We start from the raw sequence: 17129 nt of genomic DNA, 5'->3' as shown, positions 1-17129 counted from the left end.
AGGGGCAAAAAGCCCCTTCCATTTGATTAAAAATCAGACATTTACTCTGATGCAGCAGCCTGGGTTTCGGGATTTTCGTAGATCATCAAGGGCGCGGAGTCCCCTTTGATCACGGTTTCGTCGATCACCACCTTGCTGACCCCTTCCAGAGAAGGCAGGTCATACATGGTATCCAGCAGCACGGCTTCCACGATGGAACGCAGACCACGAGCACCGGTTTTACGCTCCATCGCCTTGCGGGCAATGGCGTTGAGCGCATCGTCACGGAACTCCAGCTCGACCCCTTCCAGATCGAACAACGCAGCGTACTGTTTGGTCAGCGCGTTTTTCGGCTCTTTCAGGATCTTGATAAGGGCAGACTCGTCCAGCTCGGTCAGGGTCGCGACAACCGGCAAACGGCCGATGAACTCGGGGATCAGACCATACTTGATCAGATCTTCCGGCTCTACCTTGGCGAAGGTCTCGCTCAGGGTGGCCTTGGCATCCTTGGATTTCACCTCGGCACCAAAACCGATACCGGTTCCCTTCACGGAACGCTGCTCGATCACCTTGTCCAGACCAGCAAAGGCACCGCCACAGATGAAGAGGATCTTGGAGGTATCAACCTGCAAGAACTCCTGCTGCGGATGCTTGCGACCACCTTGCGGCGGCACGGAAGCGATGGTCCCTTCGATCAGCTTGAGCAGTGCCTGCTGTACCCCTTCCCCAGAGACATCGCGGGTGATGGAGGGGTTGTCCGACTTGCGGGAGATCTTGTCGATCTCGTCGATGTAGACGATGCCACGCTGGGCTTTCTCTACGTCGTAGTCGCACTTTTGCAGCAGCTTCTGGATGATGTTCTCCACGTCCTCGCCTACATAACCGGCTTCGGTCAGGGTGGTCGCATCGGCCATGGTGAACGGCACATCCAGCAGACGAGCCAAAGTCTCGGCCAGCAGGGTTTTACCGCTACCGGTCGGGCCAATCAGCAGGATGTTGGATTTACCGAGCTCCACACCACTGTTTTCGCCGCTGTTGCGCAGACGCTTGTAGTGGTTGTAGACGGCAACGGCCAGCACCTTCTTGGCATACTCCTGCCCGATCACATAGTCATCGAGATGAGCGCGGATCTGATGAGGGGTCGGCAGCTCGTTACCATCGCGCTTGGGCGAGATCTCACGGATCTCTTCGCGGATGATGTCGTTGCACAGCTCGACGCACTCATCACATATGTAGACGGAAGGGCCAGCGATCAGCTTGCGCACTTCATGCTGGCTTTTGCCGCAAAAAGAGCAGTAGAGCAGCTTATCACCCTCACCCTTGCGTTTCTCTGTCATTCAGCAACCTCGTTTTATCAATAGAGGATGGATCGGCCTGTTGAGTTTACAACAGACCGGGACACCCTGCTCAGCTACGCTGGCTCAGAACACCGTCAACCAGACCATAGGCCACGGCCTGCTCGGCAGACATGAAGTTGTCACGATCGGTGTCACGCTCGATGGTAGCCATGTCCTGACCGGTGTGGAACGCCAGGCGCTCGTTCAGGGTATTTTTGATCTTCAGGATCTCCTGGGCGTGGATCTGGATATCAGATGCCTGACCCTGGAAGCCACCCAGCGGCTGGTGGATCATCACGCGGGCGTTAGGCAGGCAGAAACGCTTGCCCTTGGCGCCACCGGCCAGCAGGAAGGCCCCCATGGAGCAGGCCTGCCCCATGCAGACGGTGCTGACATCCGACTTGATGAACTGCATGGTGTCATAGATGGACATGCCCGCAGTCACCGAACCACCCGGCGAGTTGATGTAGATATAGATGTCCTTGTCCGGATTCTCGGATTCGAGGAACAGCAACTGGGCAACCACCAGATTGGCCATGTGATCTTCAACCTGACCAGTCAGGAAGATCACCCGCTCTTTCAGCAGACGGGAGTAAATATCGTAGGAACGTTCACCCTTGGCAGTCTGTTCGACCACGATGGGGACCAGCGCATTGCTGGGAGAATCGGTCATATCGTTATAGTTCTTGTACATAAGGCATTGTCCCTAAAATAAAATGGCCCGAGTGGAGATCACACGAGCCATTATACTTAACAGTCTTGACCTTAAGTCAAATGTTCTTAGGCAGCGGCGCCAGACTTGTTGATCACTTCGTCAAAGGCAACTTCTTTTTCGGTCACTTGCGCTTTGGACAGGATCAGGTCGATGGCTTGATCTTCGACTGCCAGGTTACGAACGCCGTTCAGCATCTGTTCGTTCTTCTGGTAGTACTCGATCACTTCCTTCGGATCTTCGTAGGCAGTCGCCATGGACTCGATGATGCTGTTTACACGGGCATCGTCAGCCTTGATCTCGTTGGTGCGGATCACGTCACCCAGCAGCAGGCCTACACGTACACGACGCTCGGCTTGAGCCTGGAACAGTTCAGCCGGCAGCTCGGGAGCGTTGCCGCCCTGGAAACCACCGAAGCGCTGCAGAGCCTGCTGACGCAGTGCGTCGATCTCTTGAGCAACAGCTGCTTTCGGCAGGTCGATTTGGTTGGCTTCAACCAGACCGTTCAGAACCTGCTCTTTCACGCTGTTTTTCAGGGCTTGAGCCAGTTCGCGTTCCATGTTCTTGCGCACTTCGGCTTTCAGCTCTTCAACAGAACCGCTCTCGATACCGAAACGCTTCACGAACTCTTCGGTCAGCTCAGGCAGGATCTGCTCTTCAACCTTGATCAGCTTGGAAGCGAACTTGGCCTCTTTGCCTTTCAGGTTTTCAGCGTGGTAGTTAGCCGGGAAGGTCACTTCGATGGTGAACTCGTCGCCCGCTTTCTTGCCCAGGATGGCGTCTTCGAAGCCCGGGATCATACGGCCAGCGCCCAGGACCAGGTTGAAGCCTTCAGCTTTGCCGCCGTCGAACTCTTCACCGTCGATGGAACCGACGAAGTCCATGGTCACACGCATGCCATTGGCAGCAGCAACATCGGCATCAGCCCAAGTAGCGTGCTGCTTGCGCAGGGTGTCGATCATGTTGGCCAGATCTTCATCCTTCACGGTCGCAACCGGCTTCTCGACCTTGATGGTCTCAAGACCTGCAACTTCGAACTCCGGATACACTTCAAAAGTGGCGGTGAATTCGAAATCCTGACCCTCTTTGATCTCTTTCGGATCCATGGTCGGGGCACCGGCCGGGCTCAGTTTGTTTTCGATGATGGCTTTGATGAAGTTGCTCTGCATCATTTCATCAGCAACGCGGGCGTGAGCCATGGCGCCGAACATCTTCTTGATGATGGCAACCGGAGCCTTGCCAGGACGGAAACCGTCGATGCGACGAGTTTTGGCCAGGCCATTCAATTCTTTACGCACAGCGGCGTCTACGGTAGCAGCCGGTACAGTGATGGTAAGACGGCGTTCCAGACCCTGGGTTGTCTCTACAGAAACTTGCATTCTTCTACCTCGTTCAACTCAGCACTGTGTGCTGACCCTTTATTGCCCCTGGGCAAAGCCCGGAGTCTTCCTGTTTATAAAGACAACGATATGTCTTTGTGATGAGAAAATATGACGCGGCATTATAGCGGCGCACTTTGGTCGAGTCGAGCCACACATCCCCCACATTGAGCGGCGTGCAAGCACAATTCGTGCAAAACTGCCCTTTATATGGGGAGAGAGGACCTCTAGTTCAACCATCCAGTGAGGATAATTTTGCGTTTGCTCACCTTTTTTCATCCGAACGCCGCTTTATTACCCATTTTTCGCCGATAAACAGGTCACCGTTGCGGACGACGACTCAATTTGACCAGCCAAATGGCGATTGGGCCAATCAACCATTGCGTCCCTACCCCTCCCTCGTTATGGTGGCAACCAAATTGATGATCTGGAGTCACTCACATGGCCTTTTTCCGCTTCTTGTTCAATCTGCTCTGGTTTGTACTGGGAGGTGTCTTTATGGGCCTGGCCTGGTGGCTGGCCGGTCTTATCTGCTTTATCTCGCTGATCGGCATTCCCTGGGGACGAGCCTGCTTCGTGATCGGCACCTTTACCTTCTTCCCGTTTGGCAAGCAGGCTGTCAACCGCAAAACCATGACCGGCCAGAGCGATATCGGCACCGGCACTCTGGGGCTGATTGGCAACATCCTCTGGTTCGTGCTGATCGGTGTCTGGCTGGCCATAGGCCACATCGCTTCCGCACTGGCCTGCTTCGTGACCATTATCGGTATTCCGTTCGGTATCCAGCACCTCAAGCTGGCGCTGATCAGCCTAGCGCCCATTGGCCAGATGATTGTGACCAATCAGGAGGCTGAATCGGGCCGCTATATCCGCTAACTGCGGGAAATGCGCGGGCAGACGCTGCCCAGCAACGAAAAAAAGGGCAGACTAGGGTCTGCCCTTTTCTATTCTCTTTTGTTGAGGCAATCATGTTACCCAGTCACTTTTTCGCCAATCTCGCCCGCATGAAACTCATCTATCGCTGGCCCCTGATGCGCAACATCCAGCCGGAAAACATTGCCGAGCACAGCCTGCAGGTGGCCATGGTGGCCCATGCCCTCGGCATCATCAAAAACCGGCTGTTTGGCGGCAGCGTGAATGCCGGCCGCGCCGCCGTGATGGCCCTCTATCACGACAGCAGTGAGGTGCTGACCGGCGATCTGCCCACCCCGGTCAAATACTTCAACCCCGAAATTGCCCGTGAGTACAAGAAGATTGAGCTGGCCGCCGAACAGCGTCTGCTCGGCATGCTGCCGCCAGAACTGGTCGATGACTTTCGCCCCCTGCTCGATTCAGCAGCTCAGGATGAGGAGCTGGCCAGGCTGGTCAAGGATGCGGACACGCTCTGCGCCTATACAAAATGCCTGGAGGAGTTAAGCGTGGGCAACCGGGAGTTTGAACCGGCGCGCAAGCGCCTTGAAGCCATGCTGGAAGCCAGGATGAGCGACGAAATGCGCTACTTTATCGATATCTTTGTACCGAGCTTCTCGCTACCGCTCGACGAGTTGAACGCCCACTAAGTCCGCTCACCACATCGACACACAGACAAAAAACAGAAGGGCCCGCCGGTTTAACACCGGCGGGCCCTTCGTTACTTGTTGCAACTTGGCTCAGCGTATCAGTGACCCAGCTCGCGGGACGGTACCAGACCGCTCGCCCGCCAGGCAGGATAGAGGGTTGCCACCAGGCTCATCAGGATGGCAGCACCCGTCACGATAAGCAGATCCTGCATATGCAACTCGGTCGGCAAGAAGTCGATAAAGTAGATATCCGGATTGAGGAAGCGGTGGCCAATAAGCTTCTCGATGACACCCAGGATCTGGGTCAACTTGCTCGATAGCAGCCCGCCCAGCAGGGCACCGAGCAGGGCACCGGCCACGCCGTTGACCATCCCCTGAATGACGAAGGTGAGCCGGATCTGGCCGGGGCTCGCCCCCATGGTTTTCAGGATAGCGATCTCGCTGCGCTTCTCGTTCACCGCCATCACCAGGGTGGAGACGATGTTGAAGCAGGCCACTGCCACCACCATCAGCATCACCACATACATGACGGTACGCACCATCTGGATGTCCTGATAGAGATAACCCTGGCTGTTCATCCAGCTGCGGATATAGACGTGATGAGGGAACTGCTGCGCCGCGGCGATCGTAATATTTTGTGCATTAAGCACATCGCTCACCCGCAGGCTGAAGCCCTCCACATCGCTGCCCATGCCGGTGATCCCTTGCGCATCGGCCAGATGCATAAAGCCGAGCAGGCCGTCGAGCTGACCGCCGATCTCCAGCAGCCCTACCACGGTCAGGGCTTCGCGGCGGGGATTCTTGATCCCCGCCTGATCGCCCCCTTGCGGCAGCAGCAGGGCAACAGAATCCCCCACCTTGACGCCCAGCTTGTCGGCGATGGTCTTGCCAAGGATCACCCCACGTTCACCCGGTTGCAGCTCACGCAGACCACGGCCCGTCATGTATTTGCCGGCATCCGACAGATTGGCTTCCAGATCGGGCAGCACGGCGCGCAGTTGCACCCCCTTGAGGGCAGAGCCATGCTCCAGCAGGCCATTGAGGCGAATGACCGGCGCAGCCGCCTCAACGCCCGGCTGGGCCAGCAGATAGTCACGCAGACGTGGCCAATCCGGCAGCGGCCGCTCGACGGCGTCCAGCTCACCTTGCGGCACGACCGAGAGCACCCGATCTTTGAGCTCCCGCTCGAAACCGTTCATGGCGGAGAGGCCCAGGATCAGCGCCATCACCCCGAGGGCAATACCGATCAGGGAAGAGGCAGAGATAAAGGCGATAAACCCGTTGCGACGGCGGGAGCGGCTGTAACGCAGGCCCAGAAAGAGGGGCAGCGGTTTGAACATCAGGCAACCTCCGCCATCACGCCGCTCACCAGGGTCACCCGGCGATGGAGCTTGGCCGCGAGGCTCAAGTCGTGAGTCACTACCACAAACGCAGTGCCCAGTTCACGATTCAGTTCACACAGCAGTTCGTACACCGCGGTGGCACTGGCGTGATCCAGATTGCCGGTAGGCTCATCCGCCAGCACCAGACTCGGTTCGTTGACCAGCGCCCGGGCGATCGCCACCCGCTGACGTTCGCCACCGGAGAGCTCGGAGGGACGGTGATTCAAGCGATGGGAGAGCCCCACCCGCCCCAGCATCCTGGTTGCCTTTTCGGTGGCAACCGCCACCGACTCACCGGCGATCAGCAGCGGCATGGCCGCATTTTCCAGCGCACTGAACTCGGAGAGCAGGTGGTGGAACTGGTAGACAAAGCCCAGCTCGCGGTTGCGAAAACGGGCCTGGGTACGGCTGTCCCAATGGTGGATATCCTCCCCTTTGAACAGCACGGCGCCGCTGGAGGGGTTGTCCAGCGCCCCCATCAGATGCAGCAGAGTGGTCTTGCCGGAGCCGGAGCTCCCCACCACCGCCAGCATTTCACCGGGTGCGACGCAGAGATCGATCCCCTTGAGCACCTGAGTCTCCAGCTCCCCCTCTTTATAGACATGATTGAGCGCCTGGCAGCGCAGCAGAGGTTCACAGGATACGGCTTCATTCATAACAGGGGCTCCACTTGCCTCGGTAACAACGCTGGCACCCGCAACTACAGGGGCACCAGTCACAACAGAAGATGCATTATTCACGGCATTACTCATAACGCAGCGCCTCGGCCGGTTTCACCCGCGCAGCGCGGGCCGCCGGATAGAGGGTGGCACTGAAGCTCAGCAGCACGGCGCCCAGCAAAATGGTGATGACCTGAGCCGGCTCGACAATCACCGGCAGGCCACTGCCGCCCGCCGCCATATAGAGGTTGAGCCCCACCGCATTGAGCAGAGGGTTGAGACCCAGGGAGAGCGCAAGGCCCGCCAGTCCGCCAAACAGGGCGCCAATCACCCCGCTGGAGGCGCCGAGCACCATGAAGATTTTGACGATCCCCGATTCACTCATGCCCATGGTGCGCAGGATGGCTACTTCGCCCTCCTTGTCCGTCACTACCATCACCAGCGCGGAGAGGATGTTGAAGGTAGCGACGGCGATGATCAGCACCAGCATCAGCCCCATCATCCGTTTTTCCATGGCAACCGCCTGGAACAGCTCGCCCCGCTCGCGGCGCCAATCCTGCCACAGCAGCCCATCCGGCAGCGGCGCCTTGATCACCTCGTCAGCGGCAAAGGGATCATCGAGCCAGAGGCGAATGCCACCGACGGTTTCTGGCGGCAGGCGCAGCAGCCGCTGAGCATCCCCCAGCGCGATCAGCGCAATCTGGTTATCCACATCGGCGCCGACCCCGAAGATGCCGGAGACGGTAAAGAGGCGCTGGGCCGGTACCCGGCCAAACGGGGTGAAGCGGGTCCCTTCGGTCAGGATCAGGCGAACCTGATCGCCGATGGAGACATTGAGGCGACGAGCCACCCCCTGCCCCAGCACGATGCGGTAGTGGCCTGCCTGCAGGGTATCGAGTCGCCCCCCCAGCATCTGGCTGTGGAGGATGTCATCTTTGGGCCACTTTGCAGGGTCGATCCCCTGCACGCTCACCCCGGTCAGCTGCCCAGGGCTTTGCAGCATCCCTTCGCTGTCGAGCATGGGGGCCGTGGCGACCACATGGGGTAAGTTGGCCAGATCCGGCAAGCCTTGCGGGTCTGCATCAATGCGGCCAGCCTGATTGGTCACCACCACATGGGGGATCACCCCGAGGATGCGCCCTTTGAGCTGCCCTTCGAAACCGTTCATCACCGAAATGACCACCATCAGGGCGGCGACCCCGATGGCAATGCCAAAAGTAGAGAACAGGGAGATAAATGAGACGAAGCGATTGCTGCGCTTCGAGCCTGCATAACGCAGGCCGATGGCCAGCGAAAGGGGCTGAAAAAGTCCGGTCTTCAAGGATATGTACGTTGCCAACAAAATAAGATACCGGATAATAAAGGGAAACCGTCCATGACAACAAGGGATAGCCTCCATGCAGGAACAGTTCTTCAGCGTCACTCATGCCACGCCGGTCAATGTGATCCCCATGCCGGCCGACTTCCACCTCCCCTCGCTGGAGGAGCTGGACGCTGAGCTGCCGGAGCCCTTTCGGATCTCTTCGGCCATTACCTCCATCGATCTGGTGACCACCCGCCTGCTGCGCAACCAGAACGAGTCGATGCACGATCTGATCGAGATCGTCAATCAGCAGTCCCGCAAGATCGACATGATCATGGGCTATGTGCTCTCCCTGCAGGACCATCCGGAGCAGCGCTTTCACACCCTGCGCTTCGGGGCTGGCCAGCTCACCTACCTGCACCCTTATAATGATCACGGGGATGCGCCGCACCTGCACCAGATCGTCCGCCTCAAGATCTTCCTGCGGGAAGAGGCGGCAGCGATCTACTGCTATGGCCAGGTCAAACAGCTCGACGGCGGTGAACATGGCACCCATGTGCAGCTCGACTATGTGCGGATCCGCGAAGATGACCGCGAACTGCTGGTTCGTGCCAGCCTCCACGTGCAATCGAAACAGCTCAAGCTGCGCGCCCAAGAACGTCAGCGCTAACCAAAGCGAACGTCAGCGATAGATAACGTCAACGTTAAAAGAATCGAACCATGCCAATGACACTCCCCGCCTTGCCCGCCAAAGCGGGCCAAAAGATCACGCTCGGCCAGCTGGTTGGCAGCAGCCTCTCGCTGATTGCAGCCCGTCTCACCAGTGAAGCCAAGGGGCCGGTACTGCTTATCACCGCCGATACCCCGAGCGCCCTGCGCCTGGAGCAGGAGCTGCAGTATTTGCTGACAGACAAGCTGCTGGCAGACAAGCAGCTAGCCGATCAGTCCGCCCCCGTATTGCTGTTCCCCGATTGGGAGACCCTGCCCTACGACACCTTCTCTCCCCATCAGGACATCATCTCCCAGCGGCTCGAGACTCTCTACAAGCTGCCGCAGATGAGCAAGGGGGTATTGATTGTCCCCATCTCCACCCTGATGTTGCGCTGCGCCCCCCGGGTCTATCTCGACAAATACAGCCTGATGGTGAAGGCCGGTCAGCGCCTCAACCTGCAACAGCTGCGCGGGCGCCTGGCCGAGGCGGGTTACGTGGCGGTGGACCAGGTGCTGGAACATGGCGAATTTGCCGCCCGCGGCTCCCTGCTCGATCTCTTCCCCATGGGCAGCAGCAGCCCCTATCGCATCGACTTCTTCGACGATGAAGTGGACTCCATCCGCCCGTTCGATCCCGAAACCCAGCGTTCCAGCGAACCGGTCAAGACGGTCAGCCTGCTGCCCGCCCGGGAATACCCTACCGACGAGGCGGCCATCGAGCTGTTTCGCGGCCAGTTCCGCGAGCAGTTCGAGCTGTCGCGGGCCGAGGGCTCCGTCTATCAGGAGGTGAGCAAGGGGCGCTGGCCCGCCGGCATCGAATACTATCTGCCGCTCTTCTTCAACCAGACCGCCAGCCTGTTTGACTACCTGCCGGAAGAGACCCTGCTGCTCACCGTGGGGGATATCTACCCCGCTGCCCAGCGCTTCTGGAACGATATCGGCCAGCGCTATGAAGACAGACGCTGGGACAACACTCGCCCACTGCTACCCCCAGCCCAGCTCTATCTGCCGGTGGAGCAGCTCTTTGCCGCCCTCAGCCAATATGGCGCGGTGCGGCTGCAAGAGGCCGCCACCGCGGGCGATGCCGGTCAGCACGATCTGCCCATCGAGGCGCTGCCGGACCTGCAACTCGATCACAGCCAGGAACAACCCCTGCTGGCGCTCAACCAGTTCCTGCAAGGCTTTGCCGGGCGCACCCTGTTTGCAGTGGAGTCCGAAGGACGGCGGGAGGTGCTCGGCGATCTGCTGGCGCGTATCTCGCTGCAACCCAAAGAGTTCCCCTCTCTCGACGCCTTTATAGCAAGCCCGGATCGCCACGGCCTTTTGGTTGCACCGCTTGAACGTGGCTTCCTGTGGCAGGAAGCCGGAGCTGATGCCAGTAATCAGCCACTGGCCCTGATCACCGAAACCGAGCTGCTGGGCGGCAAGGTGCGCAGCAAGCGGGCACGGGAGAAGAGCAAAAACTTAAGCTCCGATGCGGTGATCAGAAACCTGGGTGAGCTGACCCAGGGTCAGCCGGTGGTCCATCTCGATCACGGGGTCGGCCGCTATCTGGGGCTCGAAACCATCGACGCCGGTGGTCTGCCCACCGAGTTTTTGACCCTCGAATATGCCGGCGGCGACAAGCTGTTCGTGCCGGTCACCAGTTTGCACCTTATCAGCCGCTACACCGGTTCTGATAACCCGCCCAGCCACAAACTCGGCGGCGAGGCCTGGAGCAAGGCGCGGCGCAAGGCGGCGGAGAAGGTGCGCGACGTGGCAGCCGAGTTGCTGGATGTCTACGCTCATCGCGCCGCTCGCGCCGGGTTTGCCTTCAAGCACGACAAAGAGGCCTATCGCCAGTTTGCCGCCAGCTTCCCGTTCGAGGAAACCGACGATCAGCTCAACGCCATCAATGCGGTGCTAGGGGACATGTGTCAGGCCAAGAGCATGGACCGACTGGTGTGCGGCGACGTGGGTTTCGGCAAGACCGAAGTGGCTATGCGGGCGGCGTTTGTGGCCGTGCATGGCGGCAAACAGGTCGCCGTGCTGGTGCCCACCACCCTACTGGCGCAACAGCACTATGACAATTTCCGCGACCGCTTCGCCAACTGGCCGGTGCGTGTCGAGGTGCTGAGCCGCTTCCGCTCCGCCAAGGAGCAGAGCGCTGTGATGAAGGAATTGGCCGAAGGCAAGGTGGATATCATCATCGGCACCCACAAGCTGCTCGGCTCCGAACTCACCTTCAAGGATCTGGGACTGCTCATCGTCGATGAGGAGCACAGATTCGGGGTGCGCCAGAAGGAGAAGATCAAGGCACTGCGGGCCGATGTGGATATCCTCACTCTCACCGCTACCCCCATTCCGCGCACCCTCAATATGGCGATGTCCGGCATGCGGGATCTCTCCATCATCGCCACCCCGCCCGCCAAGCGACTCGCCATCAAGACCTTCGTGCGCCAGCACGAACCGGCTGTAGTGCGCGAGGCGGTGCTGCGGGAACTCAAACGTGGCGGCCAGGTCTACTACCTGCACAACGACGTGGAGAGCATCGAGAAGTGTGCCGCCGATCTGGCGGAGCTGGTACCCGAGGCCCGCATCGGCATCGCCCACGGCCAGATGCGCGAGCGTGACCTTGAGCGGATCATGTCCGACTTCTACCACCAGCGCTTTAACCTGCTGGTCTGTACCACCATTATCGAGACCGGCATCGACGTGCCGAGCGCCAACACCATCATCATGGATCGAGCGGATCATCTCGGTCTGGCTCAACTGCACCAGCTGCGTGGCCGGGTTGGCCGCTCTCATCATCAGGCCTACGCCTACCTGCTCACCCCCCATCCCAAGCTGATGACCAAGGATGCGGTCAAACGGCTGGAGGCGATCGCCTCCCTCGAAGATCTCGGCGCCGGCTTTGCGCTGGCGACCCACGATCTGGAGATCCGTGGCGCAGGCGAGCTGCTCGGCGACGATCAGAGCGGTCAGATCGAATCGGTCGGCTTCACCCTCTACATGGAGATGCTGGAGCAGGCGGTCGAGGCACTGAAAAATGGCAAGGAGCCGTCGCTGGAGCAGCTGATGAGCCAGCACACCGAGGTGGAACTGCGCCTGCCTGCACTGCTGCCGGATGACTATATTCCGGACGTCAACATGCGCCTCTCCATGTACAAGCGGATCGCCAGTGCGGCGGACGAGCAGGAGCTGCGCGAGCTCAAAGTGGAGCTGATCGACCGCTTCGGCCTCTTGCCGGAGGCGACCAAAACCCTGCTGGAGCTGGCCGCTTTCCGCCAGCGCGCCACCGCCCTTGGCATTCGCCGGGTGGAGATGAGCGAGCGCGGCGGCTATCTCGACTTCACCCAGGAGACCAAGGTCAATCCGGCCTATCTGGTCAAGCTGCTCTCCAGCCAGCCACGGGTCTACAAGATGGACGGGCCGACCCGGCTGCGCTTCCAGGTGCCGACCCAGGATCGCGCCATGCGCCTGAAACTGGTAGATGGTTTGCTGGCTGATCTGGCCAGCAACAGCCTGTGAGTCTCTGCAGCGCTGGCGTCGAGCCAGAGAGATAACGCCAACTAAAACGGGAGCCATATCGGCTCCCGTTTTTTATTTGCTATCTGACTACTGCGTACGTTCAGCCTTGGTTAGCTGGATCCTCATGGGCGGAGAACTCGCGCATAAAGGCCTCGGCCCGCTCCACCATCTTGGTCGAGCCAACAAAGTAAGGGGTGCGCTGGTGCAGCGCAGTGGGTTGGATATCCATGATCCGGCCAAAACCGTCGGAGGCCTTGCCACCAGCCTGCTCCACCAGAAACGCCATCGGGTTGCACTCATAGAGCAGGCGCAGCTTGCCGTTCGGCGAGTTGGTGCCGGACGGATAGATGTAGATGCCGCCCTTGAGCAGGTTGCGATGGAAATCGGAAACCAGGGAGCCGATATAACGGGAGGTGTAAGGTCTGTGGGTCGCCTCGTCGCGCTCCTGGCAATATTTGAGGTACTTCTTCACCCCGTCCGGGAACTTGATGTAGTTGCCCTCGTTGATGGAGTAGATCTTGCCCTCTGCCGGAATGCGGATGTTCTCGTGGGAGAGGCAGAAGCAACCGATGGAGGGGTCGTAGGTAAAGCCGTTGACGCCAAAACCGGTGGTGTAGACCAGCATGGTAGAGGAGCCGTAGACCACATAACCGGCGGCGACCTGACGGTTGCCCGGCTGCAGGAAGTCCTCCAGCGTCACCGGCGAACCTTGCGGGCTCAAACGGCGGTAGATGGAGAAGATGGTCCCGACCGAGACGTTGACGTCGATATTGGAGGAGCCATCGAGCGGGTCGATCAGCACCACATACTTGGAGTTTTTGGAGAGCGGTGAGTCAAAGGCCACGAAGTCCTCTTCCTCTTCCGAGGCCATGCCACACACCTCGCCGCGCGCTTCCAGCGCCGCCTTGAAGCGTTCGTTGGCGTAGACATCCAGCTTCTGCTGCACCTCGCCCTGTACGTTTTCAGCGCCCATGGAACCGATGATATCCGCCAGTCCCGCCTTGTTGATCTCCCGGTTCACCACCTTGGCAGCAAGGCGGATCGAGCTGAGCAACGAGGTCAGCTCGCCGGTCGCGGTAGGATAATCCGCCTGCTTTTTGACGATGAACTCACCCATGGTGATCATGTTTCGCATTTTTGTTCCTTTAGATCGCATCCGTTGGCATTGAAAACGTTTGCAGGCGTCAGCAAAAAAAATGCCGATCACCGGCGGCCTTGATTTGTAACCTAATGTAACGTCTGTTTTTTGTTTTTGCAGCGAATTAAGCGGCCTATTAAATAGGCTATCTCGCCTAACGTTATGGTAAAAGACGCGTTTTATTCGGTTTCAATCGATAACTTTCAGCCCCTTAATTCGTGGCAATAACCTGCTGCAAGCCATGAGTTGACTGGCCTTGAGCCATTAAAAATGGAGTCTGATGGGCCTGCTCATCCTTCAGCCATTGCCTCTTGAGATCCGATCGCCAATCCAGCACACTGATTTCGCTTTGGAAGCAAATAAAACTCAAGGATTATCAATGAACAAGACTCTCATTGCCGGCATGGTAGCCGGACTGTTTGCCCTTCCCGCCTGGGCTGCCCAGGTGCCTGCCGGTACCAAGCTGCTGCCGGATGCCCAACAAATCTACGTGACCAATATCGGCACCGAGCCCACCACCATCGATCCCCAACTGGTGGAAGAGACCGCTGGTAGTGCCATCGTCAACGATCTGTTTGAAGGGCTCTATGAGCTGGATAGTACCGGCAAGATCAAGCCAGCAGGTGCCGTCAGCTACGAGGTCGACAAGACAGGTACCGTCTACACCTTCAAACTGAGGCCCGAGGCCAAGTGGTCAAACGGTGAACCGGTCACCGCCGCCGATTATGTCTACGGCTGGCAACGGGCGGCCGATCCCAAGACCGCCTCCAACTACGCCTGGTTTATCGAGTTGACCGGAGTGGTCAATGCAAGGGAGGTGACACAGGGCAAGAAGAGCCCGTCAGAGCTCGGGATCAAGGCGCTCGATGACCACACCCTGCAGGTCACCCTGAAAAATCCGGTTCCCTTTTTCCTGAAGACGCTGGCCCACTACACCACGTTCCCGGCCCCCAAGGCCACCATTGAAAAATACGGCAAGGATTGGGTCAAACCGGGCAATATCGTCTCCAACGGTGCCTTTGTACTCAAGGAGTGGACCCCCAACGAGCGGCTGAGCGCCGAGCGCAATACCCACTACTGGAACAACCAGCACACCGTCCTGAACAAGGTGATCTATCTGGAGATCGTCTCCGAAACCGCCGCCTACAACCGCTATCGCACCGGTGAACTGCACTACACCACTTATCCGCTGGAGCAGTACAAACAGCTCAAGAGCAAGAGCCCGGAAGAACTGGTCAGCGTCCCCACACTGGCCAGCTATTACTATGTCTTCAATACCCAGCGCAAACCGTTCGATGACCCGAAAGTACGCAAGGCGCTCTCGCTCGCCATCGACCGGGAGACCATCACCGACAAGATCCTGGGACAGGGACAAATTGCCGCATATAGCTTCACGCCCCCCATTGTGGACGGTTTTGAATTGAAAAAACCGGCCAGCCAGCTGCTGAGCAAAGAGGAGCGGATCAAGCAAGCCAAAGCCCTGTTGGCCGAAGCGGGATATGGCCCGGACAAGCCACTCACAGTGGACATTCTCTACAACACCAACGAGAGCCACAAAAAGATTGCGCTGGCCGTCTCCTCCATGTGGAAACATAACCTGGGGGTCACTGCCGCCCTCAACAACATGGAGTGGAAGACCATGGTCTCGGCACTCAACGAGGGGGATTTTGGCGTTAGCCGCTATGGCTGGAACGGGGATTATAACGATGCCTCCACCTTCCTCGACATCATGACCTCCAGCAGCAGTGCCAACAGCGGCAAGTGGTTCAACAAGGAGTACGACGCCCTGCTGGCCAAGGCCCACGACTCGCTGGATCCCGCTGAACGCAATGCCCTATATCAACAGGCAGAGGCACTCATTGATGCGGATGCCCCCATCGCCCCCATCTATTTCTCGGTCAAATCCAGGTTGCTCAAGCCTTTCGTGAAAGGCTACCCCCACCTTAACCCGCAGGATGTGGTCTACAGCAAGGAGCTCTATCTGGTTGCCCAATAACCGGCTCGGCAAGATGTGACCATAAAAAAGCGCCTGCATTGCTGCAGGCGCTTTTCATTGGCGGCCAAGCGGGCCATTGGGCCCACTTACGCTTTCACGCAAGATTACTCTTCGGGACAAGGAGCCAGCATTACCCGGCGGCGACCCATCACCACCGGACGCACCAGCAGCTGTGCCAGCAAAACCCCCAGCAGGGTCAGCCCACCCCCGATCAGGTGATAGCTGGTCAACCGCTCACCCAGCAGGGTGATGGCAAGGCCAGCCGTCATCACCGGCAGCAGGTTCATAAAGATGGCGGTACGATTGGCACCGAGCAGGGCGATCCCCTGCATCCAGAGCCAGGGCGAGAGCGCCGAGGTGGGGATACCGGCATAGAGGATCAGCCACAGGGCCCGACCATCCGGCCACTGGCCATCCACCAGCAAAAAGAAGGGGGTCAGGATCACCACACTGCAGATCACCTGACCGTAGAGCAACGACCAGTTGTCGAGCCCCAGATCCCACTTCTTGAGCAGCACGCTGTAAAGGGCATAAGTACCGGCGGAAATCAGCATATAGACAGAGCCGATATGAATGCCTTGGGTAAACAACCGGGTCGGATCCCCCTGCCCCAGCAAGATAGACAAGCCAAGGATGGAAAGCAGCGCCCCCAGCACGGCGCCCCAGGTGGGCCGCTCACGCAGCAGCCAGATACTGAACAGCACGGTCAGCAGCGGCGTCAGTCCCATCATCAACCCCATCTCGGTGGCTCCCAGGGTTTGCGCCGCGTAGTAACCAAAAGTCTGGTTGAGCACCATGCCCAGCGAGGCCAGCATGGCGATCTGCCAAAGGCCAGCGCGCAGACGGGCACGCGCACGCCATACCCGACGGGCCAGAAACGGGCTTAATACCAGCGCAGCCACCACCCAGCGCGACCAGGCCAAGGCTGCCGGGGACAACACACCAACCGCCAGTTTGCTGACGATGCCATTGCCAGCCCAGATGGCAATGCAGGAGAAGGGAAACAGAAAGGCAAGGGGCATGAGAGGATCCAGACCGAAGAGACAACAGCGGGCCAGTATAGGGGGCTATGGGAGAGAAACAAAGGTGTGGGCCTGAACAGCCACATGGTGAACGCCAGTAGCTAGAAACAAATATGCCCGCAAAAGTGCGGGCATATCAGTGCAGAAACAGGTTCAGAAGCGCATCACGCGGCATCCATGTGCAGTCTTGAGATCAGCTCGTTGACCTCGGTGACTGTCTGGCGGTGGGGAATATCCGCCGGATTCGGCATCAGCAACAAACCGGATTGGAAATCAAACCGCCCCCGACCATGGATGTAAATCCGACCTTTAAAGAAGGTTTTGACATGCTTTGCCACCATCAGTGGTAGGTACTTCTTGAACACTCTCATCGTTTGCAACCTCTTGCAGTTGTATCCGTATGACAGCAGCTTCTGCGAATTAATTCCGTAAATTATTTATA

Annotated in this window: 14 protein-coding genes; 5 read left to right on the top strand and 9 right to left on the bottom strand. The window is 58.6% G+C overall.

From position 1 onward, the window contains the following. Positions 1-41 precede the first annotated feature (41 nt). The 3 genes from clpX to tig all read right to left on the bottom strand — a co-directional run bounded on the left by clpX (position 42) and on the right by tig (position 3407). Positions 42-1316: an ATP-dependent protease ATP-binding subunit ClpX gene (clpX, locus tag ACB035_RS03015; protein WP_371166640.1), complete on the bottom strand. Its 1275-nt coding sequence runs from the start codon at positions 1314-1316 to the stop codon at positions 42-44. A gap of 70 nt (positions 1317-1386) precedes the next feature. After that, positions 1387-2010 (bottom strand): ATP-dependent Clp endopeptidase proteolytic subunit ClpP, encoded by a 624-nt coding sequence (gene clpP / locus ACB035_RS03010; RefSeq protein WP_371166639.1) that lies wholly within the window; start codon positions 2008-2010, stop codon positions 1387-1389. An 86-nt stretch (positions 2011-2096) separates the two neighbouring features. Continuing rightward, entirely contained in the window at positions 2097-3407 is a 1311-nt protein-coding gene (gene tig, locus ACB035_RS03005) for a trigger factor (RefSeq protein WP_371166638.1), read from the bottom strand. Between the two features lie 441 nt (positions 3408-3848). Here tig and ACB035_RS03000 point away from each other — a divergent pair, with 441 nt between their 5' ends. Next, positions 3849-4283 (top strand): YccF domain-containing protein, encoded by a 435-nt coding sequence (locus tag ACB035_RS03000; RefSeq protein WP_201933346.1) that lies wholly within the window; start codon positions 3849-3851, stop codon positions 4281-4283. A gap of 92 nt (positions 4284-4375) precedes the next feature. Then, complete coding sequence (gene yfbR / locus ACB035_RS02995; protein WP_371166637.1) at positions 4376-4966, top strand: 5'-deoxynucleotidase; 591 nt, start codon at positions 4376-4378, stop codon at positions 4964-4966. Between the two features lie 98 nt (positions 4967-5064). On the opposite strand, the gene lolE is transcribed toward yfbR, so the two are convergent. The 3 genes from lolE to ACB035_RS02980 form a co-directional block, all read right to left on the bottom strand. Continuing rightward, positions 5065-6306: a lipoprotein-releasing ABC transporter permease subunit LolE gene (gene lolE / locus ACB035_RS02990; protein ID WP_100653592.1), complete on the bottom strand. Its 1242-nt coding sequence runs from the start codon at positions 6304-6306 to the stop codon at positions 5065-5067. Continuing rightward, positions 6306-7004, bottom strand: coding sequence for a lipoprotein-releasing ABC transporter ATP-binding protein LolD (lolD, locus tag ACB035_RS02985; protein WP_371166636.1), 699 nt, complete (start codon positions 7002-7004; stop codon positions 6306-6308). The genes lolE and lolD overlap by 1 nt, the downstream gene beginning before the upstream one ends. An 88-nt stretch (positions 7005-7092) precedes the next feature. After that, the gene (locus ACB035_RS02980) at positions 7093-8328 is read right to left on the bottom strand and encodes a lipoprotein-releasing ABC transporter permease subunit (protein ID WP_371166635.1); all 1236 of its coding nucleotides are present in this window, start codon (positions 8326-8328) and stop codon (positions 7093-7095) included. Between the two features lie 76 nt (positions 8329-8404). Here ACB035_RS02980 and ACB035_RS02975 point away from each other — a divergent pair, with 76 nt between their 5' ends. Then, positions 8405-8980: a PilZ domain-containing protein gene (locus ACB035_RS02975; protein WP_279504986.1), complete on the top strand. Its 576-nt coding sequence runs from the start codon at positions 8405-8407 to the stop codon at positions 8978-8980. Between the two features lie 56 nt (positions 8981-9036). Further along, complete coding sequence (mfd, locus tag ACB035_RS02970) at positions 9037-12531, top strand: transcription-repair coupling factor (protein ID WP_371166705.1); 3495 nt, start codon at positions 9037-9039, stop codon at positions 12529-12531. 100 nt (positions 12532-12631) lie between these two features. Here mfd and fbp read toward each other — a convergent pair whose 3' ends face one another. Next, positions 12632-13666, bottom strand: a complete 1035-nt coding sequence (fbp, locus tag ACB035_RS02965; protein WP_201950682.1) for a class 1 fructose-bisphosphatase — start codon at positions 13664-13666, stop codon at positions 12632-12634. Positions 13667-14048: 382 nt separating this feature from the next. On the opposite strand from fbp, the gene ACB035_RS02960 reads away from it, so the two are divergent. Beyond that, entirely contained in the window at positions 14049-15665 is a 1617-nt protein-coding gene (locus ACB035_RS02960; protein WP_201950680.1) for a peptide ABC transporter substrate-binding protein, read from the top strand. A 104-nt stretch (positions 15666-15769) separates the two neighbouring features. On the opposite strand, the gene ACB035_RS02955 is transcribed toward ACB035_RS02960, so the two are convergent. Beyond that, entirely contained in the window at positions 15770-16687 is a 918-nt protein-coding gene (locus ACB035_RS02955) for a DMT family transporter (protein ID WP_193860387.1), read from the bottom strand. A 164-nt stretch (positions 16688-16851) separates the two neighbouring features. Further along, a complete protein-coding gene (locus ACB035_RS02950; protein ID WP_005336998.1) occupies positions 16852-17058 on the bottom strand; it encodes a DUF1107 domain-containing protein in 207 nt (68 codons plus the stop codon). Positions 17059-17129: the final 71 nt, after the last annotated feature.

The organism is Aeromonas sp. S12(2024) (genome assembly GCF_041402305.1).
In the GTDB taxonomy this organism is placed as follows: Bacteria; Pseudomonadota; Gammaproteobacteria; order Enterobacterales; family Aeromonadaceae; genus Aeromonas; species Aeromonas veronii.
This window is presented reverse-complemented; position numbering and strand designations above follow the sequence as displayed.